Here is a 23564-nt window from a genome sequence, read left to right on the forward strand (position 1 = left end):
GCGGCAAAGTCAGCTATGGGTCATTCGCGTCGGTGTGACCGGACCACGGCGACTTCCGGTCTACCCCGGTGAACGGACATTCTCAGGATAGGCAGGCACGTCTCAAAGGTGCCAATAGCGGAAGTGGGTCGGCCTATTCGATCACTTCATCGGCGCGCGCGAGCAGCGTGGGCGGAACTGTCAGACCAAGTGTTTTGCCGACCTTCAAATTGACCGTCAACTCAAATCGGGTGGGCAGTTCGAATGGAAGCTCGCGAGGTGATGTCCCCTTCAGAATACGATTGACCTGCGCGGCAATACGACGCCAAAGCTCTTGATGGTCGGCAAAATATGACATCAACCCACCCGCTTCAACGTCCCGACGCTGCAAAAGCATAGAGGGTAAATTGTTTTCGGTGGCCAACCGCCCCGTCTCTGTTCCGAGCGCGAAACCTTGACCGGCCAGCCGAACCACAGCGTGAGCTTTCCATTGGATCGCTTGCTGAAGGCCTTGTTGCAAATCCTCTAAGGTTCGCATCGGAAACGCCTTAGATTTAATATCAAGTGCGGCTGACGACCTTTCGACGTCTTGAATTTGTAACGTCGTTATTGGCTCATCGGGATGCATAAAGAGCGCGATGCGCTCAGCCGATGGCACAATTTCCTTAAGGAGCGCGATGCGCTTTGAAGTGATGTCCGCACCCAAATTTGCGACGCCGGTGACATTGCCGCCGGGTTTGGCGATATTGGTTACGATGCCCAAAAATATCGGGTCTGCCACAACAGCGGAAACGATCGGAATTATAGAGGTTGCAGACATGGCTGCACGGGTACCGGGCGTGTTTACGGCCACGATGACATCGGGACCAGTGGCAACCACACCCTCGGCCAACTTCGGCAAGCGGCCAAGTTCGTTCTCCCCGGACACCACGTCAATTTTCAGATTGACACCTTCGCGATACCCAAACTCTTGCAGGGCATCTCTAAACGTCCGAGGTTGCCATTGAGTTTGGGACGGCGTCAGAATGGCCACCCGATAGACTTGTTGAGCAAGTGCGCTCGTTGACCCGCCGACCAGCGCCCCTCCAGCCAAATTCAGGAAGTCCCGCCTTCTCATTGCTGCCTCATCCGAGAAAGTGCAGATCTTTTTAGCAATTTCCGCGTGCCGCAGGAAGAGCACGGAAGGTAACGAAGACCGCTTTGGGTCAAAAGCCGACGTGGAGGATATGTCCGCTTCTGGCGCGAAACGGTCATTCGATATCTTTGGCAAGTAGGCTAAGGGCCACTAGGCGACATTCGAACTGTCTACGAGGCTGACGCCGATACGAGCCACAAACCCACATGTAAGCTGCTCCCATCCGCGCCGATCTTTGCGGCGAGCGCGTTGCGAACCGCCTCGGTAGCGCGCTCTCGTTGCTCGTCCGAAGCCTTCTCAAGGAGTGCAGGCAGCGGGCCCGCCTGCGTGATGAACGCCATGCTTTGCGCGATGTCCTTGCCATGGATCGGCACGTCCGTTTCCTTAAGCACAATTTTGCGGAACCCGGCCTCGGCGAGGATTCCGTGCAAGCGATCTTTTTGCGCCAACGAGAACATTCCCGGCGCTGTCGGATCCGCAGGCAGCGGTGGCGGCACATGCGGCCGTGCCGCCTCGATCGGCACGTGAAACCACGGGGACTCTGGCAAGGTCCGAAAACAAACGAATACTAGGCGCCCGCTTTCTTTCATGCCGCTGCGGATATTTGCAAAGGCCTTGACCGCGTCATCGAAGAACATCACCCCAAACCGCGAATACACTAGATCAGCCCAGCGCAGTTCGAAGCCATATGTCGTCGCATCCGCCAGGGCGAAGCTCACGTTGCCAAGCCCCGCGTCGGCGCTCCGGTCCCTGGCGTAACCGAGCATTGGTGCCGAGACATCAACGCCCAGCACCGCACCTGATGGTCCCACGATCTTGCCGAACGCCAACATCGTATCACCGGTGCCACATCCGACGTCGATCACATGCTCACCGGGCTTTGGCGCGGCAGCATCCAGGCTGAGGGCCGTGACCGCCGTGAAGACGTCGCTGATCACGGCCTGCTGCGAAATCCAGGAGTGACCCATGGTGCCGTTCCAGAACTCTGCTCCACGGGAAGTTGGCGCTGGCATGCAGTGAATGTCCTGTTGCTGTAGACTATGTTCCCTGACGCAATTGTCGAGGTCGTTGGTCACTCCGGCTTCAATCCGATGGCCTTGACCAGATCCGCATTGATGGCGATCTCCTTCAGGACATGCCCATGAAATTCGTCCGGCGTCATTACCATCGGGTCGAAGCCCAGTGCGGCCAGCTTATCCCGAACCTTCGGCTCCTGTAATGCCTTGAGCGTCTCACGGTGCAGCTTATCGACGATCTCACGCGGCGTCTTTGCCGGCAAGAAAAGTCCGAACCACGTCGGATACTCGGCACTCTTAAAACCGGCTTCCTCGGTGGTCGGCACTTCAGGTAGCGCGGCGGAGCGCTTGGAACTGTTCACCGCAAGCGCAGAGAGCTTGCCGTCCCGGATGTGGGGTAGAGCCGCCCCGATCGCCACAAGGTAAAAATCGACTCGTCCCGTGATCACCTCGGTCATCGCTTCCGGACCACCTTTGAAGGGAATATGCACGGCCTGCACGCCGGCACTAAGCCGGAATCGTTCTGCGCTCAGATGCGAAGCAGTACCCACGCCGAGCGAGGCGAAGTTGGACGCGCCCGGCTTCGCATGGGCCGCAGTGACAAAATCGCCGGCTGTTTTGAAGCCTCTGCCCGGCGGAACTACCAGGACGAACGGCGTGCTGCCCAGGGGGCGACCGCCGCAAAATCTCGCGCCGGGTCATAGCTCAGGTTGGCAAATAGCGAAGGTGCAATCGCATGCGCGGATGAGTTGACGAGGATCGTGTAGCCGTCGGGGTTCGCCTTGGCGACGAGGCCGCTACCGATCGTCGCGCCTGCGCCGGGACGATTCTCCACAGTAATGCTTTGACCAAGCTGCACCGCCAGCTGCTCGAATACGATGCGCGGGACAATGTCGACAAGGCTGCCCGCCGCGACTGGGACGATCGCCTTCAGTGGTTTTGTCGGCCAGGTCTGAGCGTGCGCATCTAAGCTTGCGAGGCCAAGGACAGACAGCAAGATCATCCAGCTATGCTTCATGGCTTCCCCGCTTTTTCGACGAGCCGGCGCCGCGTGGCTTCTCACCAGGACACCTGTGCGGCAGATGGTGCCACGCGTCCAATACATAAAAGATCTGTTCATTCATGCCGGTTCGGCATAAGCAAGGTCATGGACCTCCGTCGCGCGCGCACCTTTGTGACAGTGGCCGAACTCGGGACTGTCTCCAAGGCGGCCCTGCGCCTGCCTTTGTGACAGTGGCCGAACTCGGGACTGTCTCCAAGGCGGCCCTGCGCCTGCGCGTGGCCCAGCCTGCACTCTCCCGGCAAATCGGCGAGCTCGAGCAGGAGCTTGGTTTCAAACTCTTCGATCGCGTGGGACGCCGCCTGTTGTTGACTGGCGAGGGCGAGCAATTGCTCAGTGACTGCCGCGGTCTTTTGAACTACGCCAGCGCTGTCGACGAGCGGGCGGATCTGCTTCGGAGTGGCAACACCGGCATCCTTAGGGTGGCGGGCTCGCCGCAAATGATCGAAAGCATTTTTTCGGAATTCCTGCACCGGTACGCTAAACGCTACCCCGATGTGCAGGTAAAATTGATCGAGGCGATTGGGTCCGCCACGCTGGCAATGCTTGAACGTGGCGAAGTTCACCTTGGTCAGCACATGGCTCATGCGGTGCAGCCGGGCGACCGGCGCTTCGCGAGCGACCCGCTGGAGCCGGTCGAATTGCTCGCCGCCTGCCATCCACCGCTGACGATCGGCCAGGGCGGGACAATCGATATCAGGCGTCTCGCATCCTATCCCTTGCTTCTGGAAGATACCGGGTTCGTGTTCCGGCGGACCTTCGACGCTGCCTGTCGCCTTGCGGGGTTGGAGCCGAACATCAAGTTTGAAAGCCGGGCGCCCCACACTCTGCTCGCGATGGCTGAAGCCGGCCACGGCGTGGCAATCATTCCGTCGGCCCTGCGAACGCATCGATACAAGTTGCGAATTATCGGCGTCACTCACCAAGGCAAACCGCTACGGCAGCCGCTTGCAATCTTTTGGGACAAGCGGCGACCGCTGCCGGGCTACGCCACGGCCTTTTGCCAGATGCTCGCCGAGCATGTTACCGAGGTCTTCCCGATCACGCGACCGTCCGAATTTAGGGCAGGCACTGCGCGACAAAAGCCAGGCCGCTAATGGCCCTGTTTGAACACTGGAGTGCGCGCGAACGGTGGTTGACCAGCTGACAACTATCGCGGCTCGATGTCTGCTTGGGGTCAAAATCCTACTTGGACCGAGCGTCTGTATTAGCGCGAAGCGGTCATTTGGCCAAATGCAGATGTCAGAGCCGTACGTCAAACTTGATTGGATCGGTGGCTACAAAAGACGAGGACATCGCGCGACGCATAGCGCGCTGTATCGGATCAAAACGCTGTTTCAGCATAAGACTTTGATGGCGTTGCATCGGGGATTACCAGTCCTCGTCGTAGATCCACTCTCTTGGGGGGCGAGGCCGCGCCCTTACGTGCGGTGACTGAAACGTGCGCTCGGGCTTGCGCAAGGTCGGAGTCGGCTGCGCGGGAGGCGGTGACGCCTTGGGCGGGTTCTGTTCGGCAACCCTCGCTAGTGCGCGTTTCATCTCTTCCTGGTTCGCCTTGAGTTCCTCAATGGCCTTTGAACTGTCGCGTACTATTTGTTGCTGGTTCGCCTTGAGCTGTTCGATGTTTCGCTCGAGAGTCGCGAGTTGGCGCGCCATCGTTTGCAGCAACTCTGTCTGATCAGGAAGCGCTGCAGTGGTTGTCGGCGCGGCGTCTTGCGGTGCGGCTTGGGGCAAGGGCGATGCTTGCGGTGGTGTCGCCTCCGCCGCGGCCAATTGAACGGTAGATGGCGCCTGCGGGGCGAGTACCGGCGGATTCTCCGACGGCAATGTTGAAACGAGCTGGGGAGCCCAACGGGCGACAACCAGCTTGGCCCCCGCTCCATAAGAGGACTGCAAAACCAGGGCAGCGACAACGACGCACGCCGCCAGCACCAAGCCGACGAGCGCCCGGCGCGCCGGCTTTCCAAGCGGTGAGTGCGGGCGAGGTCCGGCTGGAGAAGGTCCAGCCGAAGGTGGGCGCTCGGCATCGTGCTCCATTTTTGCAACCTGTTCACTCACACGCGCAAGCTCTTCACCCGCGCGTGTGATCTGTCCGTAAGCGTGTGCGAGTCGTTCATCGGTGCGCGGGACCGGGGCATCGGGGGAGGCATTTGCCCTCGATGTGGGTGCGGAGTTCATTGGCGCTTCCCTTTTCGGCCCAACGTCATCCCAAGGTTGAGGTCGACTAGCCGCCGACAATGAGCTCAGTCTTGTTCAAAGAATGGCCGTATGATGGAGAGAATGCTCGTGTGGTGACAGACATCAGCAGACCAGCCGGGGGCGGGCCTAGGTAACGTCTCCAGACCAGCTCAAAAGCAATCGATTAGCCAACCAGCTCAGATGGTGGCCTTCTGGAGTCCGTAACGCGCGCACCAACCTCAATAATTCGTCAGAAAAGCCGATTGGCGATTGGCAGATTGAAACCTACGATGCGCAAGCGGGCGACAAATTCATAGCTCTTAACAGATCACCATAAGGACCAGGCCGGCTGCATGGCTTCACCGGATCAGGTGGTCTGGATCGATCGATAGCTTGATTTCGTTTACGGTCAGCGTTCTTTTTCGTCTTTCCGAGTTCGCTCCGTCGCGAATCTTTGAACGAAGGCGAAAAGGCATGAGGGTCGCGCCAGTGTCGGCTTATTATTTTAGCTTCCACCGGCGGGCTGGGCGGAACTATAACAGGGGCGATTGGCTCGATTGATTGCAAGACAGCTTGAGGCGGGGTTTCCCCACGCACGGAGTTGATCTCAAGTCGATCCGCCTTGCTAAGCGCGTGTTCAGCGTCAGCAACGCCGACCGTCGATGCGTCTGGTGATACCTGAGCGGCCGCGAGGCCAGCAGGCGTCCAAACCGCCTTGCCGACCGTCAAGGCGCTGAGCAGCGCTAGACATACAATCGCAAGCCAGATCGTCCTGATCATCCGCTGCCCTAGACCGGTATCAGCGGGTAGCCTCAGTATGGATTCTGGCGGTTAAAGGGCGGGATAGACTCAATTGTGAGGAATAAATGGAAATCGCCGGCGAGCGCACTACGCAAGGCCGCCTGCGGTTGTTCGGTATGCTCGGCTCTTACACATCAAACACCGAGCATAGCTCGCAAAGTTGGGTAACACTCAGTTATATAGGTTTGGACCATTTTGGATTTCGCTCCGCAGTATTTCATTGTGCCCACTGGAGGTACTCCATCGGGCTGACCGCAGCAGCCCGGATATGAATTGCACTCAGCGGCTCGCTGGCCCAGTGATAAAACTGGGACGATTTCCACAAATGCACTCAAAGCGACATAAGCGCCGACGCTGCAGCAGCAAAGCTCGCCACCGTGTCGGCAATCTTAGTAATGCGCCGCAGTCCTATCGGCATCAAGGGAGCTTGGGGCGATGTCCGAAAAACTGGCGCTCTTTGTCGACGGCCTGAACCTCCACTACACGGCGAAAGCCTTGGACTTCAGCATTGATTTCAAAAGGCTTCTCGCCGAGTTCAGGACGCGCGGCGTGCTTGTGCGTGCTTATTACTATACGATCATCGCTGAAGAATTTGAAACGGCCCGGCCACTCATCGATTGGCTCGATTATAACGGTTTCGCAGTGCGTACGACACCGGTCAAAGAGTTTGATGATGTTCAGGGCCGGCGGAAATACAAGCGCAATATTGGAGTCGAACTCGCAGTCGATGCGGTCGAGATTGCGAAGCATGTAGACCACATATTGTTGTTTTCCGGGGACGGCGATTTTCGTCGCCTTGTGGAAGCAATCCAGCGCGTCGGTCCTCGCGTCACAGTCGTATCCAGCATGCGGACGAAACCTCCGATGGTCGGTGACGAATTGCGTCGGCAGGCGGATACGTTCATCGAGTTGGATGACCTCAAAGCTGCGATAGGGCGGACAAAGGATGAGAGGCGCAACCCGCGGGATGAGTTTTCGTAGGGAAATAACATTCCCATGCGAGGATTTACGCCTTCGGCCCGGCTGAAAGTCCGGCGGGGCTATTCGGTGCTCTCGATCACACCAGCATCGGCGGCATCGCGATCGGGAGGTATGCCTGCGGCATGCTGAAGGGCGTGGGCGGCGGTTGCATCTGATCCACGTCGTGAGCGCGCACCAGAGCCGCCGGGGCACTTACCAGCGGGTCACTTATACGAGGCTGACAACGGCAAGGACTATTTCGGAGCCGAATTCGCTCGATGCGAGCGCTATGAATGTTCCGGCAAAGACGGCCACAACGGCGGTGACTGAGAATTCCGGCTCCCCTTCGAGAAATGCAAACAGCGCCCCCCAAGTTGAATAATGCTTGGTGGCGCTGCGATAGCCCCGCGTAGGCAATCCCCCGGTAGCTATCTGTCTGGGCGAGATATGCCAAGGTTCAACTACGTGCAAGAATTTCGGGAATAAGTGGCAGACTGGCCTTGGGTGCTGTGCTAGTTAGGACGGATCATACGTCTGAACTCGGCGGGATGGCCGCATCAGATGGTGAGTGTCTGGGCGGCGGGCGATTGCAATGGCGCCCCAGCCTAGGCCCCCACTTTCTCTGCGGAGTTACTCAGTGATGTTGTCCACCCGGGTGGTAAGCCTGAATAGGCAAAAGCTAATTGGTTATGGATCTTTGCCTTCGTCCGCTCCAGAGAACGTCCTCTCGATCCAAGAACTTAGCACATTCGTTGCGCGGTTCGAATTCCAGAGGCCGATGCAGTAGAGGCCTTTCAATTGTTATCTTGGCCACGATGTCCCCGCCCCACAGGCTAACCGCAACACGTAGGCGCGAAAGCCTCCCCGAGGGGGTGCCGCCATCGGGCTTACATTCGACACGTCCGGAGCCGTTCCAAATGGACGAGGAACTTTCCATTTTTTCCCGAGTTCAGAGTTTCGTATTCGAGGCGGAGTAAGTCGATGGGTAAACGTTGGACTGACGAAGATATTCGGCATCTTAGAAAACTGGCGCTGCGACACCCTATTCCGAAGATTGCGGAAATTATGAACCGAACGGTGGGCGGTATTGTTTTCAAGGCTCATAAACTGAAGGTCTCGCTCAAGAGCCGCAATCAGGACAAACGCGAGAATTTCGTGCGTCGATCCTGGAGTCGCCGGGCTCTTGAGAATTGCCCATCTTAGCCGATTCGTCCATCAAGAGAACGTATCGAATCGCAATCGAATGTCTCCGAGTTCACTCATCTTGAAGCGAGTCCCGCCGAGAGGGAAAACCCTGTCCGTGGCAGTCGCCTCCTCGGACAGGGTTTCGGGTTTGATGGAGGCGTAATCTATCAAACCCGGCGCTCTGCGAGAGCGCCGATCAAAGGCTTTTTTCGTAGCGCAAGTACGTCTGGAGGCGAGCGAAATTCGGAAAGCGGCAACGGGCCGGCTTGCTTGATCTAGGTCAAGGGTTGCGGAGTTTTCTGGGATCAGCATGCACTGCAATGCATTCGTGCTTTTCACCCTTCCAAAGTTGATCCTAAAGGAGGTTTCGATGATTTTGGTTCAGAGGAGTGTTAGCGTCGCGCCCGGAATGTTGTCGGCAGCAATGGCATTCGCAAAAGAGATCAGCATCCAAGTAAAGACAACTACGGGCATCGATCTGAAAATAGCCGTTCCGATTGGAGGTAATGCTGCTCGCATGGCTTGGATTGCGAACTACGAGAACTTGGCCCAGTACGAGGCTATGGGGCTCAAGCTTCTTGCGGATCAAAAATACCTGGAGCTGATCAAGAAGGCGGCGGACCTCTTTGTGCCCAACACGCTCCATGATGAGATTTGGCGAACGCTCTAAAGGCGCGCGAAAGCTGCGTCCAGATCATCGAAAGAGGCCGCCAGCGGGGCGGCCTCCTCTTAAAACTCAAACTGTCAGCCAAAATAGCCGTAGTAGTCGGTTGGATTGTTGCGGGCATACGCTGCGGTAAGCTGTTGCTGTAACGCTATTCGTTGATACGTCCGGACCCCGAAACCAGTAATGACACCTGCGCCGCCCCTTACAGCGTCAAGCTGCTCGCCCGTCATTTCGGTTGCTTCAATCTGATAATCCGATTTCATGTCGCGCTCCTAGTTCCTTTTTCTCCCGATGCATCATTGCCCTCGGCTTCTGCGACATTGATGGATAAATCCTCGTACCGCTGTTCCCTACGGCACAGGCTAGGTCGCGCGAATTCGGTCAGACTAAGACTATGGGCGGTCGCTGGCGTTCGCGAGGATCGATGAAAACTCGTCAATCGAATAGCGATTGATGCCGTCGCTAATAGAAACGGCGGCGAGCTTGCTCACGACATGCCATTCGACTGCTTTGGCAAATGCATCTTTCGCAGTTTCGGTAGTCACGGAAACGAGATGATCGTCAACGTAGGCAGAGACTGAAAATGGCATTGGGGCAGTAATTCCGAATCGAAACTCCAGGGCCTTCAGATAACGCGAAATCCCCCGTCTGGGGGGCTAGGCGCGGACGGGGGCATTCCAAAGCGCTCCCGGCGGCGTTTTGGTGAGCGCCGGCCGAAAACCTATCAGCGGAGTTTACTGCCGGAAAGGAGATTTCGGGAAAGTTGGTATTTGTACTGGGAACAAGTGGCAATTTTTCCGAGTTAGTCCCGGTCTTAATGGGATTTCGACATCGTGACTCAACGGTCTTAGTGCTCGTCCCCATCCCGCATACCAGTAGGTTGAGGTTGCGGATTGCACCGCGAGCAACGGGGCGACCGCGTATAGCCGACTCCTTCTTCTGTTGTTTCGGTCGGCGCTCAGGCGTTGTTTGTCATGCGCTTTTGGCGGCGCTTAGCGTGTCCCTAAGAGTCTCCGCAGCGGAGAGCGATAACCCCAACCAAAATCCTCAAATCGGGCAGGCCGCTTCAGCTAGTTTGCTTCGGTACAATCCCGTCTGACCAGGAAGCGGGACGGCGGGGGCTCGAGCATTGCATCCTCCCAATCAGGATGGGACCTTGACGCTCGCTCGGAGCGTGAACTCCTGTTGCGACGCGATCATTCCACTCGATAAACCGTGACAGCAGCAAAACGTTCCTGCGTACACGGGCTACCGATCTTGCCGTAGCGTCGAGCGCGAAGCCGGGCGATCGTCAATGTCTCGCGCTGAGCTCAGATCCGTAACCCAGTGTTACCGCGGCCGGACGCATAGACGCTGTCGCGCACCTTTGAGACACACGCCTTCCAGGCCGACCTTCCATGCGTGCTTTTAGATCTCGCCGCCGTCGGTCTCGAAGCTTTCGCTCAACAGGATGTAGGTCGCGGCGATCAGCTTCTTGAGATGAGCCTTGCGTTCCATCAGCGGCAGCTTTCGCAGATCGCAACCGTTGAGATAGAGCAGGTCGGTCGAAGGCAATCAAGACGATGCCGGCCGATTCACCCTTCAGTTCGTTCTGCCGAACGGAAAAATCCGGGGTGCCGCGGCGGTCGGCACCCACAATCTCGCCGTCGATGATCGCGGATCCGGCGGGACGTGCGCATCCAAGCAACTCCACGCAACAGAATCGGGATTCAAGCGAGGCTGCCGTGATTCGCTCCCGTTGTGCCCCAGGGGCCGGCAAATATGCCGGCCGGTCGGGCGGCGGTGTCCTCGGCTGAAAGACGGCCTTAACCGGGACCGGGAACTTGCTTTTCTTTACGCCGTTATGCTCGACGTCTTGGAAAGTATTGTGCCATGGTTCGTTTGCTGTCGATTCCTCTTGGGTGTGCTCTGCATCCTTTCGGATCAAGCGTCCGCCGGTGCGCTGAAGCCGCATGAAAGTTCGGTCTCCGATTTCAGCTCGCGTCAGCGGTGCGTGTGCACCACCTCGCGCCTCTCTACTCGGGGTGTTCGCTATCGACACTATCGCATCGGTTATGATCCGCTGCCATACCGCTTCGGCTCGACATTCGTAAGGGAATGGCCGTATCGGTATTATCGGCACTAGCCCGAGAGAAGCCCGCGGACGCGAGGATGGGCGCTGGGGTCGTTGTTTTTTTAGCTATTGGCCGCCTCCACGGGGCGTCTTGGATAAGAGCGCTTCTTGCGCCTTGTGAGTCGGCGAGGCGGCTTCCCCTTCGGCAAATCTGCTCGCGTTGCGTTTACGGGCCTCCCTCACCGAAGGGAACGGCGCGCCCAGCTTTCGGGCTCGCGTGCGAATGGAGGCTAAAGAACAACGAAAGATTGATGCCGCGCGCGCGGCGGAAACACCACTAGCAACCAGCGACTTCAACCGCTCGCTATCTTCAACAGTCCAAGGTCTGTATCTGGTCATAGTTAGCTGTCGCGATGTTACTAATTCTCTGCAGAGGGCTTAAAAAAACGGCCCCAGCGCCTAAGGGGGAATGCGCGCTGAGGCCGCAAAGGCACGATGTCTAAATCCCATTAAACGTGTTTCCAACTCGGAGCGGTTGCCGCTTGTTCCCGACCAATCGTGCGGAAAAATAGGAGTCTTGGCTGCTGGCCACGCTTAGAAGGGATGCCCGTCTGTCCCAACCTCAAATCTCGGGCGAAGTCGGGAAAAGTGAGACGTTCTTTTCGGCGTAACGTTGGGCGGATCCGCACTCAAGCGGATTGGAGGAGATTCAACGATGAAGAAGCTTTCAACGATTGCGGCTGCCGCGTCGCTTTTGGCCACCGCGGCCATTGCACAGACGACCGTGACCACCACCGGCACCGGCCACGCAGCTATTCAGATCGAGCCGCAGTATCGCGCCAAGATCAAGACTTACGTAACCGAGAAGAAGGTTCGGCCCATCACGACGCAGGAACGACTCGTCGTCGGCGCCAAGATCCCGACCAGCGTGGAGCTGGAAGCGGTGCCCGGGGATTTGGGGCCGTCCGTCAGCAAATGCCGGTACGTTTACTCCAATGATCGCGTGATGCTGGTTGATCCGGGCAGCCGCACTGTCGTCCGCGAAATCGACTAACGATGTGCTCAAATGATGCAGCCATCCATGCTGCGCCAAGACCATGTTTGGCTTTAATTGGTGTACCATTCAAAATCAAGGTTCGCGCATTCCCTCAAGGCCAACTGGCACCCATAGGTCAGCAAGGCAGGTAAAACGAGGGGATGCTCTGCTTGCTCGCGTCGCGATGGCGCAGAATCTAAAAGAGCACTATTACGCCGAGATCGAACAGCGGAAGGTCGCTGAGCCAACGCCCGCCGGTTCACGTCGGCGGGTTTTTCTTGTAGTGGAAGCGTCATTGGAGTTCAATGACCCGCGGTCCCTAAGGCAGCTGGGAAACGACCATCGGGCATTTCAAGTTTTTGGAGAGCGCGCAGATGACCAGATTTCCCGACTTCAAGCCGTAGTGCACAACTCCGAAGGCATCAACGGAAGAAACTAACGAATGAACCCGCATCGAGCCGTCGCAAGCTTCGATCAAATAATAAACCTGCGCGACATGTTGCGCGATTTGAACCGAGCCAATGACTTTAGTGCCCTATTTGCGCGGTTTTGCGCCGAAAACTTTATCAACTCCCACGCGCAGCTTTTTCAAGACCTGCTGGTAATCTTCCTATTGAGAGGAAAGCGGGAGGGTTTTTTCGTTGAATTTGGAGCGACAAACGGTCGAGACCTAAGCAACACACTAATGCTTGAAGAGCTTTTCAGCTGGAAAGGGCTATTAGCCGAGCCAGCTAAGTGTTGGCACTCAGCGCTAAGGGCGAATCGCAAGGCATTGATCGACACCCGCTGCGTGTGGACGCAGACGGGCGAGCAACTCGAATTTCTGGAAACAGAATGGGCGGAAGTGTCTACGATCAGACAATTGGCAGAATTGGACTACCAAAAGAACAATCGGTCCAAGGGTACAGTCTATTCTGTGGAGACGATCTCGCTCAATGAGCTCCTAAAAGCACACAAGGTTCCGCGGGAGATCGATTATGTATCTATTGACACTGAAGGATCAGAGGCCGCGATCCTGGAAGCTTTCAACTTCGCTGAATATGACATTAAAATCATGACAGTGGAACACAACTACGTTGAGGCCAACCGGCAAGCAGTTTTCGAGCTACTTATTGACAGAGGGTTTGTGCGATTATTCGAGCCCCTGTCGAAATTTGACGATTGGTACGTAAAGCGTTCGATACTTGGGCCGTGAATGAGGTTAGCCGCGTGTTATCGGCGGCTGGACAGCATCAGGTTTCACAGTTTTTTTGGCTCCAAGAATGACATAACGCATAGCAATCCTCGCGCTGTGATTGCTCTGCAACCATGCTCTCGTTATAGGTAACGTCAGCCGTCAAGGTATCAACACGTTGTGGGCGCGCATGCAAATACATGTCATCAATCTCGAACGGGACCACGAGCGACTGAAGCGATTCCTGGCGGGCAACGCGCATCTTCCCGCCATAGTCCGGCCTCCTGCCATCGAAGGACGGAAACTCGATCGTGATCTGCTGGAAAAAACGGGCTACATTTCAAAGCCCCTGTCCTACAACAATGCGGCTCTAGGCAACGCCTATTCGCACGTCGAATTGTGGTGCAAGGCGGTTGAGTCGGGCGAATCAGTCACCATCGCGGAAGATGACGCGATCTTTGCACCGAATTTTTCATCTGCTTCAGCGGAAGTTCTCTGTAAGCTAGATGCTGATTGGGACATCATCCTTTGGGGGTGGAATTTCGACGCGTTCTTGTGGCTGGAGATTCCGGAAGGGGTTTCGACCTGCAAACTTCAATTCGATCAGACAGAGCTCCGCAAGAACATTGAGGTCTTTCGAAGCAGGGAGTTCAGTTACAATCCACTTCGGCTGCGTCATAGCTTTGGGCTGATGGCATACACGATTTCGCCGACAGGTGCGAAATCGATGATGGAGATATGCCTTCCATTGCGGGATACGCTTATTGAATTCGACGGGTTTGGAGTTGTAATCGAAAACAAGACGATAGACGCAATCATGAACAGGGCATATCCGCGCCTGAAAGCCTATGTTTGCATGCCTCCGCTTGCGGTATCCGAGAACTGGCATGAGACTTCAAATACGCGATTGGATCCGTAGTCGATAGCGGCAAATTCGAGTTCTGGCTCGGCCGAACCCGTCGCAAGTAGAGATGTGCAAACCAACTGCAACAAGTGAACGGGCCGCGGCCTCGGCACCGTCCGGGTTTAGATGAAACGCGTCTTGGAAAATGTCGGTGCGGTTCATTTACGGGCCGATCGAGGGAGTGCTTCGCTGCGGCAAATTCGGTCTCCGAGGCAAGGGACGCTTGGTTTTCTCTCCGCGCACCGGCGGGTGAAACGAAATTCACAGCAGATCCGGCGCCAATTTGTTGCACTGCGACATCGGAGAGAGCGGCGCGGATCTCGGCTGCGTCGATGAGGGCAATCTAGGACTCGCTATCGGCGACCCGAGCAGGCGGCGCTCGTCCGGGTGGCAGCCCCGTCCGGTTGCGAACTCAACTCCTTGAAATAGAATGGACGGCGAACACGACGCAAGTGTTGCGATCGAACCGAACCCCATGAATGAGGGCAACCCACCCCTCAAAGGGAATGAGCTGCGCCGCCTGGGATATGGGCGAGAGCCGCACTGCCCTGGCCTCGCGAGAAAAGCGCTGCGCCAGGACCATCTCCGGCCTTGCTTGGTGAACCATTCAAAATCAAGGTTCGCGCATTCCCTCGAGGCCAACTGGCAGTACCCGGGCGAACAAATAGGTCAGCAAGGTCCGCTTGCCCGCCTTGACGTCGGCAGTAACGGTCATGCCGGGCTTGAGCTGGAAGCCGCCAGGCACGCCATGCATCTTGAGCTCATCAATGGCCGCGCGGGCTTTGTAGAAGACCGCAGAGCTATCGCCTTGGGTGACGACGGTTCCACGCTGCGTATCTTGCCCGCCGCCGAAGCTATCGGGGCTGATAAAGCGGACTGTGCCCTCGGCCATGCCGTATTGGACGAACGGGAAAGTGTCGAATTTGATTGCGACCTTCTGTCCGGCGTGGACGTAGCCGGCGTCGGCGGTGGCGATACGCATTTCCACCTCGAGCGGCGCATCGGTTGGCACGAGCGTGATCAGCTGCTCGCCGGATTGCATCACCGAGCCGACCGAGACCTTAGCCACACTGAGGACCACTGCGTCCTGGTCGGCGCGTAAGTCAACGAGCTCGCGTCGAAGGGTCGCCTTGCGCAGGCTTTCAGTTGCATCGCTAAGGCTGCGTCTGCGCAACGTAAGTTCCTCGCTTATCTTCGCCTTCCACTGCTGTTCGTAGCCGTCACGCTCCGCCACCAACTGGTCGAGGTCGCGGCGGGCGCGCTCGGCTGCGCCCGTCGCGTCCGTCAAGTTGCGTTGCATCTCGATGGCTTGGTCTTCCGCGATTAAGCGGTTCACTTGGCTGCCGACCTGCAGCCGCTCAAGTTCCCGCCGCTTTGACTCGAGCACGCTCGCGATCCGGTGGCGTTGGCCAAATGCCGCGACGTCGTGCTCAGCGCGGGTTATCTGCGCTTGAAGGCCGCTGAGTTTCTGGTTGTAGCTCTCAATCTGAAACCGATACTGCGCCTGGCGCTGGCCATACATCGCAACTTGCAGGACCGTGGAGGTATCCGCGCTCGTCGGCTGGTACGGCGTCCCGGAAGCTTCCGCGGTGAGCCGGTCGACCTCTGCCTGAAAGCTTTTCACCTGTGTCTGCAACGCGCTTACGTCGGCCGTGGAGAAGGTCGGGTCGAGGCGTGCCAGCAGCTCTCCGGCGCGCACGGTTTGGCCCTCGCGCACGTTGATCGCGCGCACAATAGCCGTCTCAAGCGGCTGCACGACATTGGTCGCCTGAAGCGACACGATACGTCCCGAGCCGGTCACGACCATATCAATAGGAAACAGCGCAGACACCGCCATCGAGGCTAGGATCGCCGAGACAACCGTCCAGAGCATGCTTCGCGCCGCAGGCTTGATCGGTGCTTCAACAAGAGCTGCCGTCGGGGACTCAAATTCGAGGAGCGACGACGGCCGCGCATCGACTTTATTACGATCGCTGAACAATCGCTTTATGGCAGGGACTGTGGGGATAGAGGGCCAACGAATGCTTCCGGCCGCGGGCTTGGCTAGGACTTTTCGCGCGGTGCTCGAAAATTTGAACTCAAGTGGCGGCGGTACCGACGGCGTTTCCTGCTTGCGACCGAAAAGCAAACTGAAGCGCTTGCGCAGAGGCGATGGAGCCCGCGGCGGATCCGCAGTCTGGATTGCGGCCGACGCTGTTCCGATGTTAGCGGGGAACACCGTAGAACGGGGGAATGCTTCTGCTTGCTCGCGGCGCGTGACTACAGGCTGCTCACGCTGTAGCGGCCGGACAGGCTCGCGGCTGAGTAAAGTAACCGCGGCCGACACTGGTTGCAGAGCAGGGGAGCGATCGCCGTTTGGAATCTGCCCAACCGCCGCCGCCGAAAAGGCTTCGCCGCTGGGCGGGTCAGTGCGGCTGCGGGCGGCCTCTACCCTCTGGATCGCTTCCTCAAGGGCGAGATGCTCACATATCAGCTCTGTTTTCGTGAGCGGCGGATTTTGGTTGCCCGAATGCCGGATGAAGGCGGAGCGAGTGTGCTCATAAAGCTCACGCCGAGCCTCGCCGGTATTGAGCGCCAGCGCGGTGACGGCCTTATCAATGAGCGGGTAGTAGTTGGTCATTCTATACCATATTGGATTAAAGCTTTCGCCGAACGCTTTCTAGGTTAGCCAGTGCCTTCGCGCCGCAAAGGTTCAGGCTGTGCTAGCTTGCGCCACCACACGCGAGAAAAATCCATTTTCCGATCCCGCATGTAGACCTTCCTGTTGACTACGCGGCCGAGGCACTTCCTTTCAAATTGCGAGCCTCTCCACCCGGTTCTTTGGAAAGACGTGTTAACTCGAGCGCCGCTTCAGTCACCCCCTGGGCCTCAGCCGCCTTGAACCATTGCCGTGCTTCGGCAAGATCAGTCCCGCCCGCAGCACCGCCGAGGAGATATCGGCCGAGCATCAGTTGCGCCCGTGGATGGCCGCGCTGCGCAGCATCGCGGAACCAGCGCTGCGCCAGACTGGGATCTGCCGAGATATCATGACCCCCATGATAAAGCGCACCGAGCGCGAACATCGCCCCAATGTGGCCCTGACTAGTAGCCTTTTCGAATAGCGCGCGGGCCGCGCGATGGTCGGGTGGTCCGCCTCGGCCGTTTACAAGCATCTCGCCGAGAAGAACCTGCGCATCGACGATCCCGGCGTCGGCGGCGCGTCTCAGCCACGTTCGCCCTTCGACTATGTTTTCTGGGACGCCACGGCCTTCGATCAAGATCCGACCGTACCAGTACTGGGCAATCGGGACGCCCACTGCCGCGCGGCGAAGCCACCGCGCAGCCGCGGTCTCATCGCGCTCGATCCCGATTCCTTCGGCGAAACAGACGGCGAAGTTGAAGGCGGCTATGAGGTCCCCCGTCTCGGCGGCCTCTTGAAACCAATGACGCGTCTTGGCCTGATCGCCGAATTTGCCGCCGCCGCGGAGCACGAGATTCGCAAAGTCGGCTTTCGACGCCTCGTTACCGAGTTCGGCTGCACGCTCCAGCCAGAAATTTGCGAGGTCCAGATCACGGCCGACGGCGGTGCCGATCGAGTAGAGCTGACCCAAAGTCCTCGCAGCTGGCGCGTAACCTCCTTCGGCGGCGCGCTCGAGCCATGCTACGGCTTCGAGATAGTTAGGTGGCAATTCGCCTCCGCGCGCGTAGAGAAGGCCGACCCGCGCGGCCGCCTCTGCGTCGCCGGCAAGTGCGGCCCGGCGCAGCCAGGTTTCCCCTTCGACCAGGTTACGCTCGATACCGTGACCATTGATGAGGGCCACGCCCAAACGCCTTTGCGCTAGGGACACGCCTTTGTCGGCAGCGAGACGATAGAGCTCGACGGCTCGAGTGAGTTCGCCTCCCACGCCTATGCCAAATTCCGTGAGCACAGCGATGAGATAGAGTGCCGTCGGAATGCCGGCCGCTGACGCTTTCGCGATCTGTTCAGCTGCTTCCTTCTGTGTCCGCTCATCCTGTGCCCGGCGAAGCAGGGCGAGCCCAAGGCCAAGAGACCCTTGAGGACAGCCGGCTTCCGCCGAACGCGCGTACCAGCGCTCAGCTTCCAGCTCATCGGTCATGGTATCGGGGCCGGAAGTTAGAATATATCCCAGAAGCGCCTGGCCCTCGGCCGAGTTGCCCTCGGCGGCGCGGCGCGCCCAGCTAAGTGCCGTGAAGAAATCTGGGCCGCCACCTTCATTGTCGACGGTAAAGAGAGCCGCACTCGACTGCTCAGGGATGATCACGCCTTGAACATACAGAAGCGCGAGATAAAACTGGGCGTCCGCTGAACCGGCTTCCGCAGCACGTTGGAGCCAGCGTACCGCCTCTGTGGTCGCTTGTGGCACGCCGGTGCCTTCGAGATAGCATCGCCCGACTCGATACTGCGCCTCAATACAGCCGCCGCGGGCGGCGTAGGCGAGTTGATGGAAGCCTTCAGCCGCGCGGCCGGACTCGAGGAGCTCAATCCCACGCCGGGCGCGGGCCGATATTGAGACTGGCGCAATCAGACGATCAACGAAACTCATTCTATGGCCTTGCTTGGTGAACCTTCAAAGAAGCTCGCGACGCAAACAGGTGGACCTCGGCCTGAAATTCGAAGAGCGCCGCCAGTATCGGTTGCGTGGGCCCGCGCTTCCTTGGATTTGGCAACAATCCGCGAGTGGTGACCGAGCGCCTGACCATAATCGTCACTCTCGTGTCGTGGCGGACTTAAGCGGACGTGGGCGCCCGCCCTCCAAATGCCGGTGTTGCTGCTGCCACAGTTGTCGATAAACGGCGCAGCGCTCAAGCACTTCCTCGTGCGGGCCGATATCGACGACCTTACCCTTGTCAAGGATGAGGATCTGGTCGCAGTCGACCAGCGAGGACAACCGGTGCGAGACGATGATCATCGTCCGACCCTTGGCGATGCGCAAAAGGTTCGCGTTGACAAGGGCCTCACTCTCGGGATCGAGTGCGCTGGTCGCCTCGTCCAAGATCATAAGGCGCGGATCGGAGACGAGCGCGCGCGCGATGGCAAGACGCTGGCGCTGCCCCCCCGACAGGTTGGACGAGGTTTCCTCGAGCCAAGTCTCGTACCCGCGTGGCAGCCGCTCGATAAACTCCTCGGCACCCGCAAGACGGGCCGCCTGCACAGCATGCTCAAGCGTCAAGCCAGGTCGGCTGGCAATGATGTTATCCCGCACCGTGCCGCGAAACAGGAAGTTGTCCTGCATCACTACTCCAAAGCTGCTGCGCAGGTGCGTTAGATTGATCTCCCGTAGATCGGAGCCGTCGATCTTCAGGTAACCGCTATACTCGCGGTTAATGCCCTGAAGGAGGCGCGCGATCGTCGATTTCCCCGAGCCGCTACGACCGACGAGGCCGAGCATGGTTCCCGCTGGAATTTCGAACGAGATGCGGTCAAGCGCCGGCACGGTTGATCCCGGATAGGTGAAGGTGAGGTCCTGGAATGCAATCGCACCTTCAAATTTCGGCCGAAGGCCGGTCCGCATCGCCGCGGCTTCTGTCGGATGGTTGAGTACGTCCGCGACCTCGCTCACAGAAAGGCGAACTTCTTCGATGTCCTGCATAAGCTTTGCCAGACCAATCAGCGGGCTTGCTACTCGTGCGCCGAGCATTAAGAACGCGATGAGAGCACCGCCCGTAATCGCGGTGCTCCCGGGAGGCGAAGCAATGAGGATGTAGCAGCCAACGAGCAGAACGCCGCGATTAATGAACGCCTCGATTGGGCTGACGATGGTCTGCGCGACGTTCGAGATGCGACCGGCGTCGAGACGCGCTTGGCCTGCCTCAGCCACGCGCGCGTCCCACTCCTCGTTGCGCACCTTTTCGATGGCCAGCGACTTGACGGTCCGCATACCGTACACGGTCTCGACGAGCACCGAATTCTTGCGGTTTTCAGCTATCACGAGGCGCGCAAAAACCCGCCTTATCGCGGGTAAAAATGCGAATACAACGAGGGCAACGAGGGCAGATGCTACGAGCACCAACCAGGCGAGCGTCGCACTCATCCAGAACAGAAATGGCAGCAATGCGATCAGGGTGAATACGTCGAGAAACGTGCTAACGAGCTTGCCGGTGAAGAAGCTGCGGATGTTGAAGATTTGGCCGACTTTGCGGGCCGTTTCGCCGGTCGGATGGCGCTCGAAGAAGTCCATTGGCAGTGCGAGCAATCGCCGGAAGACGTGCATCCCCAACCGCGCGTCAATCCGCGTCGCGGTAACCTCGATGATCTCGCGACGCGCATAGCCAAGCAGCGTGTCGTAGGCCGTGACGAGGATCAGTATCAGCGAGATCATGCCCAGCGTCGCCATGGCCTGATGGGTGATCACCCGATCGATGGCGACCAGGATAAGGAAAGGCGGCACGATCTGCAGGACACTCAAGCTGATTGAGGCGGCGGCGATCTCGCGCAGATTGCGTCGCTCTTCCAGAACGCGACTCATCATCCAGGAGAACGAGAATGGCTCGTCATCGGCAGATGTACCTCGCTCACGCCGCAGGAGCAATACATCCCCATGCCAGACGTTTGCGAGGCGAAGCTCATCGACGGCGACGGGTTCTTCGCCGGGACGGCTCGGGTCCCGTACACGTATTGTGCCAGCGTTGGCGTCGCGCGAGACGAGGACGCCCGCACCACCGTCGGAAAACAAGAGCACCACCGGGGCGTCCGACTGCATGCGGATCAGGTGGCGCCATCGCAGGCGCGTCGCTTTTGCCCATAGTCCGCCCTCGCGCGCCCAAGTGGCAAGAGCGGCGGGAGAGGGTACCTCGCCGGGGGAAACGCGTAGCGCTTTGCGATCTAGTTCGACGCCGTGGTGCTGGGCAACAACGGCGAGCGCGTCCACACGCGCCTTGGCTGCGTCCTGCCTGACTTGCCCGTCCGGCATTGTGCCACTGGGCGTGCCCTTTGCCTCGAGGCGCGCGTCCGGATGTTGGATAGAAGGCTGAGGGTTCACGCGAAGGCCTACTCTCGATGCATCTCTCAAGTCTGGACGATACGGCAGCGTAACCGCTGCTTATTGATCTGCGCGCAAGCAGCGTAACCACTCTACATTCAAATTCGGTCTGCGCCTACCTCGTCTTCGGTTCCTTCAATAATGCCTAGGGGAAGAACACGTTAGTTTCCTACCTCGAGTCAGCCGCAATCCCTTCAGAGGCGTCGGGCAGGCGCACCAGCCAGGAAGACATTTCGAGGTAACTCGAAAGGGGTATGTCGTGGAACCGACGGCGCCGGCGCGTTCGTCGATTGATGCGATGGAACAGGCAAAGGCAGTTCAACCGGTCTGCACCGCTCAAGGTTCGTCAATTGAAACAGCGGAGGTACGGCGCCAGTAAATTTTTGTTTCCGAAGCGCTACAGACAACCACACGTCTGGCAGTTGCCAGTGAGGTTGCCGTTGGCTGATGCGGAACATGCCCGCACATATGTCGTGCTGGCGTCGATGTAATTGACTTTGCACATAAGGCGAGACAAGTCATTTGCGTAACGGGTTATGTGCTGAGTTTAGCAGATGATGTGAACGACGGAGGAATGCTCCTCCGTCAGGTCGCTGCGGTTGGCGCTCTTACGTGTCGTGTGAATCTAAAAGCTGATTGGTTCGGGCGTCGATCTTCGGACGAACGTATTTTGCTCCGGAAATCGATCTCGTTAGTAGCGTTAGGTGGGCGTATGTCTAAATCAGATCGAGCCGACGAGTTGGCGATTTCTTATCAGCATCAGCATGTTCTGCCGCCGCTAACGGCCGTAGGTATTGCCAAATATGGCGGCCTTCTCTCTGCCGGCGTCTCGCACGAAATTGTCGTGATCGGATCTTTGCCACGCGGCGAGACCACCCAAACCGTCACTTACTTCATTGTCGATCGGGCTACGAAGACGATCGTCTCCCAAGTCAATCTGCCAGACGCATCGAACAATTTTAACGCGGTCGAGATGCGGTTGAAGGTCGGACGCTACGCGAGCGCTTACGACATCGGCACCTTTGGTGCGAACGGAGAGTTCAAGCTCTGCCAGTTTATTTCCGTTCGTAGCTCTCTGAATCCCTTACAGCCAGATGGACCTAGCGGAGAGTAATCTGTCTGCACAGGGCGTCTATTTGTTGACCTCCTCCACACTCGGTCTCCCGTGAATCGTGAAGGTCAAAGTCAAAAGAGGACCAATTCCATGGCCCACAAATCAGAGTTTCTGTTCGTTGACCCCGCCGTTCCGGATCTGGCAACACTGCTGTCAAATCTGCGCCCCGAAGTGCGGGCTGTCGTGCTCGATCGCGGGAGGCCTGCGGCTCAGCAGATGGCAGAAGCACTGAACGGTGTTGAGCGACTCGACGCGATCCACGTTGTTGCGCACGGTGCACCGGGCCAGGTGATCTTCAGCTCAGACAAATGGTCGTTGGCGCGTGATGAGGGTGAACTTGCGACGCTTGAGCGGGACGCGCGCCATCTAGCCGCCATTGGCCGGGCCCTGGCCGGGGACGGCGACCTGCGGCTGTGGAGCTGCGAGACGGCATCAGGGGATGCGGGCGAAGCCTTCATAGAGGCGCTGGGTACGGCCGTGGGCGCGGACGTCTGCGCGTCTACGTCGCTTGTTGGCGCAGCGGCCCTGGGCGGCGCCTGGAAAATATCCGCGAGCGTGAGTGCATCCACGCCCCTGCCGCCGCTCACCTCAGATGGCGTCGCAACTTACACCGGGGTGCTTGTCGCGGGTGATCTGACGCTCACTGGCAACTTAACTAATCAAGGTGGCAGTGCCTCTATTAATACGTATTATCTAATAGATACAACGGCCAATCCTGACGTGTTAGTTGGTAGCTTTGTACTTCCGCAATCAGGTAACGGTGTTGTAGCTGAGTTTGCAGTAACAGTAACAGTCCCCGACACTGGTCATACTTACGCCATTTACGACAACAGCTTCAACTTATATGGTACACTATCCCCAGGTGTCGGTAATACTTTCAATTTCGTAGCGGGTACAAGTAATGGCGATGGGGGCAATTTATTTGATGTTGGTACTATCAACGTCGCGAGTCAAACAGGCCCGACAGGCCCCACGGGTGCGACTGGTGCCACCGGTGCGGGTGCGACCGGCGCAACAGGTGCGACCGGCGCCACAGGTCTGACTGGAGCCACCGGCGCCACGGGTCTGACTGGAGCCACCGGCGCCACAGGTCTGACTGGAGCCACGGGTGATACCGGCGCCACGGGTGCGACCGGTCTGACTGGAGCCACGGGTGCGACAGGTCTGACTGGAGCCACGGGTGCGACCGGTCTGACTGGAGCCACCGGCGCCACAGGTCTGACTGGAGCCACGGGTGCGACCGGTCTGACTGGAGCCACCGGCGCCACGGGTCTGACTGGAGCCACGGGTGCGACCGGTCTGACTGGAGCCACCGGCGCCAC

At 58.3% G+C, this 23564-nt stretch carries 17 protein-coding genes and 2 pseudogenes; 9 read left to right on the top strand and 10 right to left on the bottom strand.

Features of this window, described 5'->3' with window-relative positions:
• Window positions 1-133 precede the first annotated feature (133 nt).
• The 3 genes and pseudogenes from JQ641_RS33875 to JQ641_RS38930 all read right to left on the bottom strand — a co-directional run bounded on the left by JQ641_RS33875 (window position 134) and on the right by JQ641_RS38930 (window position 3250).
• Complete coding sequence (locus tag JQ641_RS33875; RefSeq protein WP_212000764.1) at window positions 134-1159, bottom strand: ABC transporter substrate-binding protein; 1026 nt, start codon at window positions 1157-1159, stop codon at window positions 134-136.
• Window positions 1160-1284: 125 nt separating this feature from the next.
• Window positions 1285-2190 carry a class I SAM-dependent methyltransferase gene (locus JQ641_RS33880; protein ID WP_212000765.1) on the bottom strand — a complete coding sequence of 302 codons (906 nt, stop codon included), beginning with the start codon at window positions 2188-2190 and terminating at the stop codon, window positions 1285-1287.
• Window positions 2187-3250, bottom strand: a pseudogene (locus tag JQ641_RS38930) (Bug family tripartite tricarboxylate transporter substrate binding protein). The gene JQ641_RS33880 and the pseudogene JQ641_RS38930 overlap by 4 nt, the downstream one beginning before the upstream one ends.
• Window positions 3251-3363: 113 nt before the next feature.
• On the opposite strand from JQ641_RS38930, the gene JQ641_RS33895 reads away from it, so the two are divergent.
• Window positions 3364-4287, top strand: a complete 924-nt coding sequence (locus tag JQ641_RS33895; protein WP_349628666.1) for a LysR family transcriptional regulator — start codon at window positions 3364-3366, stop codon at window positions 4285-4287.
• A 274-nt stretch (window positions 4288-4561) separates the two neighbouring features.
• Here JQ641_RS33895 and JQ641_RS33900 read toward each other — a convergent pair whose 3' ends face one another.
• Window positions 4562-5368 (bottom strand): hypothetical protein, encoded by an 807-nt coding sequence (locus tag JQ641_RS33900; protein WP_212000768.1) that lies wholly within the window; start codon window positions 5366-5368, stop codon window positions 4562-4564.
• Between the two features lie 1236 nt (window positions 5369-6604).
• Here JQ641_RS33900 and JQ641_RS33905 point away from each other — a divergent pair.
• The 3 genes from JQ641_RS33905 (at window position 6605) to JQ641_RS33915 (ending at window position 8984) form a co-directional block, all read left to right on the top strand.
• Window positions 6605-7150, top strand: a complete 546-nt coding sequence (locus JQ641_RS33905; protein WP_212000769.1) for a LabA-like NYN domain-containing protein — start codon at window positions 6605-6607, stop codon at window positions 7148-7150.
• A gap of 960 nt (window positions 7151-8110) precedes the next feature.
• Window positions 8111-8332 carry a hypothetical protein gene (locus JQ641_RS33910; RefSeq protein ID WP_212000771.1) on the top strand — a complete coding sequence of 74 codons (222 nt, stop codon included), beginning with the start codon at window positions 8111-8113 and terminating at the stop codon, window positions 8330-8332.
• Window positions 8333-8684: 352 nt separating this feature from the next.
• Complete coding sequence (locus JQ641_RS33915) at window positions 8685-8984, top strand: hypothetical protein (RefSeq protein WP_212000772.1); 300 nt, start codon at window positions 8685-8687, stop codon at window positions 8982-8984.
• Between the two features lie 74 nt (window positions 8985-9058).
• Here the strand turns inward: JQ641_RS33915 and JQ641_RS33920 are convergent, their stop codons facing one another.
• The 3 genes and pseudogenes from JQ641_RS33920 to JQ641_RS38260 all read right to left on the bottom strand — a co-directional run.
• A complete protein-coding gene (locus JQ641_RS33920) occupies window positions 9059-9244 on the bottom strand; it encodes a hypothetical protein (RefSeq protein ID WP_212000773.1) in 186 nt (61 codons plus the stop codon).
• Between the two features lie 129 nt (window positions 9245-9373).
• On the bottom strand, window positions 9374-9571 hold the full coding sequence (locus JQ641_RS33925; RefSeq protein WP_212000774.1) for a hypothetical protein: 198 nt from the start codon (window positions 9569-9571) through the stop codon (window positions 9374-9376).
• A 677-nt stretch (window positions 9572-10248) separates the two neighbouring features.
• A pseudogene (locus tag JQ641_RS38260) lies at window positions 10249-10647 on the bottom strand (ATP-dependent DNA ligase); the annotation flags it as partial.
• A gap of 1102 nt (window positions 10648-11749) precedes the next feature.
• Between JQ641_RS38260 and JQ641_RS33935 the strand changes: the two are divergent.
• From JQ641_RS33935 to JQ641_RS33945, 3 genes are all read left to right on the top strand, one after another.
• Window positions 11750-12088, top strand: a complete 339-nt coding sequence (locus tag JQ641_RS33935) for a DUF1236 domain-containing protein (RefSeq protein WP_212000776.1) — start codon at window positions 11750-11752, stop codon at window positions 12086-12088.
• A 424-nt stretch (window positions 12089-12512) separates the two neighbouring features.
• Entirely contained in the window at window positions 12513-13265 is a 753-nt protein-coding gene (locus tag JQ641_RS33940; protein ID WP_212000778.1) for an FkbM family methyltransferase, read from the top strand.
• A 169-nt stretch (window positions 13266-13434) separates the two neighbouring features.
• Window positions 13435-14163 (top strand): glycosyltransferase family 25 protein, encoded by a 729-nt coding sequence (locus JQ641_RS33945; protein ID WP_212000779.1) that lies wholly within the window; start codon window positions 13435-13437, stop codon window positions 14161-14163.
• 598 nt (window positions 14164-14761) lie between these two features.
• Here the strand turns inward: JQ641_RS33945 and JQ641_RS38265 are convergent.
• The 3 genes from JQ641_RS38265 to JQ641_RS33960 form a co-directional block, all read right to left on the bottom strand.
• Complete coding sequence (locus JQ641_RS38265; protein ID WP_249151052.1) at window positions 14762-16768, bottom strand: HlyD family type I secretion periplasmic adaptor subunit; 2007 nt, start codon at window positions 16766-16768, stop codon at window positions 14762-14764.
• Window positions 16769-16916: 148 nt separating this feature from the next.
• Window positions 16917-18692, bottom strand: coding sequence for a tetratricopeptide repeat protein (locus JQ641_RS33955; RefSeq protein ID WP_212000780.1), 1776 nt, complete (start codon window positions 18690-18692; stop codon window positions 16917-16919).
• 162 nt (window positions 18693-18854) lie between these two features.
• Entirely contained in the window at window positions 18855-21059 is a 2205-nt protein-coding gene (locus tag JQ641_RS33960; protein ID WP_212000783.1) for a peptidase domain-containing ABC transporter, read from the bottom strand.
• 781 nt (window positions 21060-21840) lie between these two features.
• On the opposite strand from JQ641_RS33960, the gene JQ641_RS33965 reads away from it, so the two are divergent.
• Both JQ641_RS33965 and JQ641_RS33970 read left to right on the top strand, forming a co-directional pair.
• Window positions 21841-22242: a hypothetical protein gene (locus JQ641_RS33965; protein ID WP_212000786.1), complete on the top strand. Its 402-nt coding sequence runs from the start codon at window positions 21841-21843 to the stop codon at window positions 22240-22242.
• A gap of 90 nt (window positions 22243-22332) precedes the next feature.
• Window positions 22333-23564, top strand: a 1232-nt coding sequence (locus tag JQ641_RS33970) for a DUF4347 domain-containing protein (RefSeq protein WP_212000790.1), incomplete at its 3' end; no start/stop codon positions are given.

Source organism: Bradyrhizobium sp. JYMT SZCCT0180 (genome assembly GCF_018130165.1).
Classification (GTDB): Bacteria; Pseudomonadota; Alphaproteobacteria; order Rhizobiales; family Xanthobacteraceae; genus Bradyrhizobium.

Excerpts from the sequence above, each read along its gene's own strand:
- JQ641_RS33940 (WP_212000778.1), top strand. The coding sequence starts at position 12,513 with ATGAACCCGCATCGAGCCGTCGCAAGCTTCGATCAAATAATAAACCTG.
- JQ641_RS33910 (WP_212000771.1), top strand. The coding sequence starts at position 8,111 with ATGGGTAAACGTTGGACTGACGAAGATATTCGGCATCTTAGAAAACTG.
- JQ641_RS33965 (WP_212000786.1), top strand. The coding sequence starts at position 21,841 with ATGTCTAAATCAGATCGAGCCGACGAGTTGGCGATTTCTTATCAGCAT.
- JQ641_RS33945 (WP_212000779.1), top strand. The coding sequence starts at position 13,435 with ATGCAAATACATGTCATCAATCTCGAACGGGACCACGAGCGACTGAAG.
- JQ641_RS33905 (WP_212000769.1), top strand. The coding sequence starts at position 6,605 with ATGTCCGAAAAACTGGCGCTCTTTGTCGACGGCCTGAACCTCCACTAC.
- JQ641_RS38265 (WP_249151052.1), bottom strand. The coding sequence starts at position 16,768 with ATGACCAACTACTACCCGCTCATTGATAAGGCCGTCACCGCGCTGGCG.
- JQ641_RS33920 (WP_212000773.1), bottom strand. The coding sequence starts at position 9,244 with ATGAAATCGGATTATCAGATTGAAGCAACCGAAATGACGGGCGAGCAG.
- JQ641_RS33935 (WP_212000776.1), top strand. The coding sequence starts at position 11,750 with ATGAAGAAGCTTTCAACGATTGCGGCTGCCGCGTCGCTTTTGGCCACC.
- JQ641_RS33915 (WP_212000772.1), top strand. The coding sequence starts at position 8,685 with ATGATTTTGGTTCAGAGGAGTGTTAGCGTCGCGCCCGGAATGTTGTCG.
- JQ641_RS33960 (WP_212000783.1), bottom strand. The coding sequence starts at position 21,059 with ATGCCGGACGGGCAAGTCAGGCAGGACGCAGCCAAGGCGCGTGTGGAC.
- JQ641_RS33900 (WP_212000768.1), bottom strand. The coding sequence starts at position 5,368 with ATGAACTCCGCACCCACATCGAGGGCAAATGCCTCCCCCGATGCCCCG.
- JQ641_RS33925 (WP_212000774.1), bottom strand. The coding sequence starts at position 9,571 with ATGCCATTTTCAGTCTCTGCCTACGTTGACGATCATCTCGTTTCCGTG.
- JQ641_RS33955 (WP_212000780.1), bottom strand. The coding sequence starts at position 18,692 with ATGAGTTTCGTTGATCGTCTGATTGCGCCAGTCTCAATATCGGCCCGC.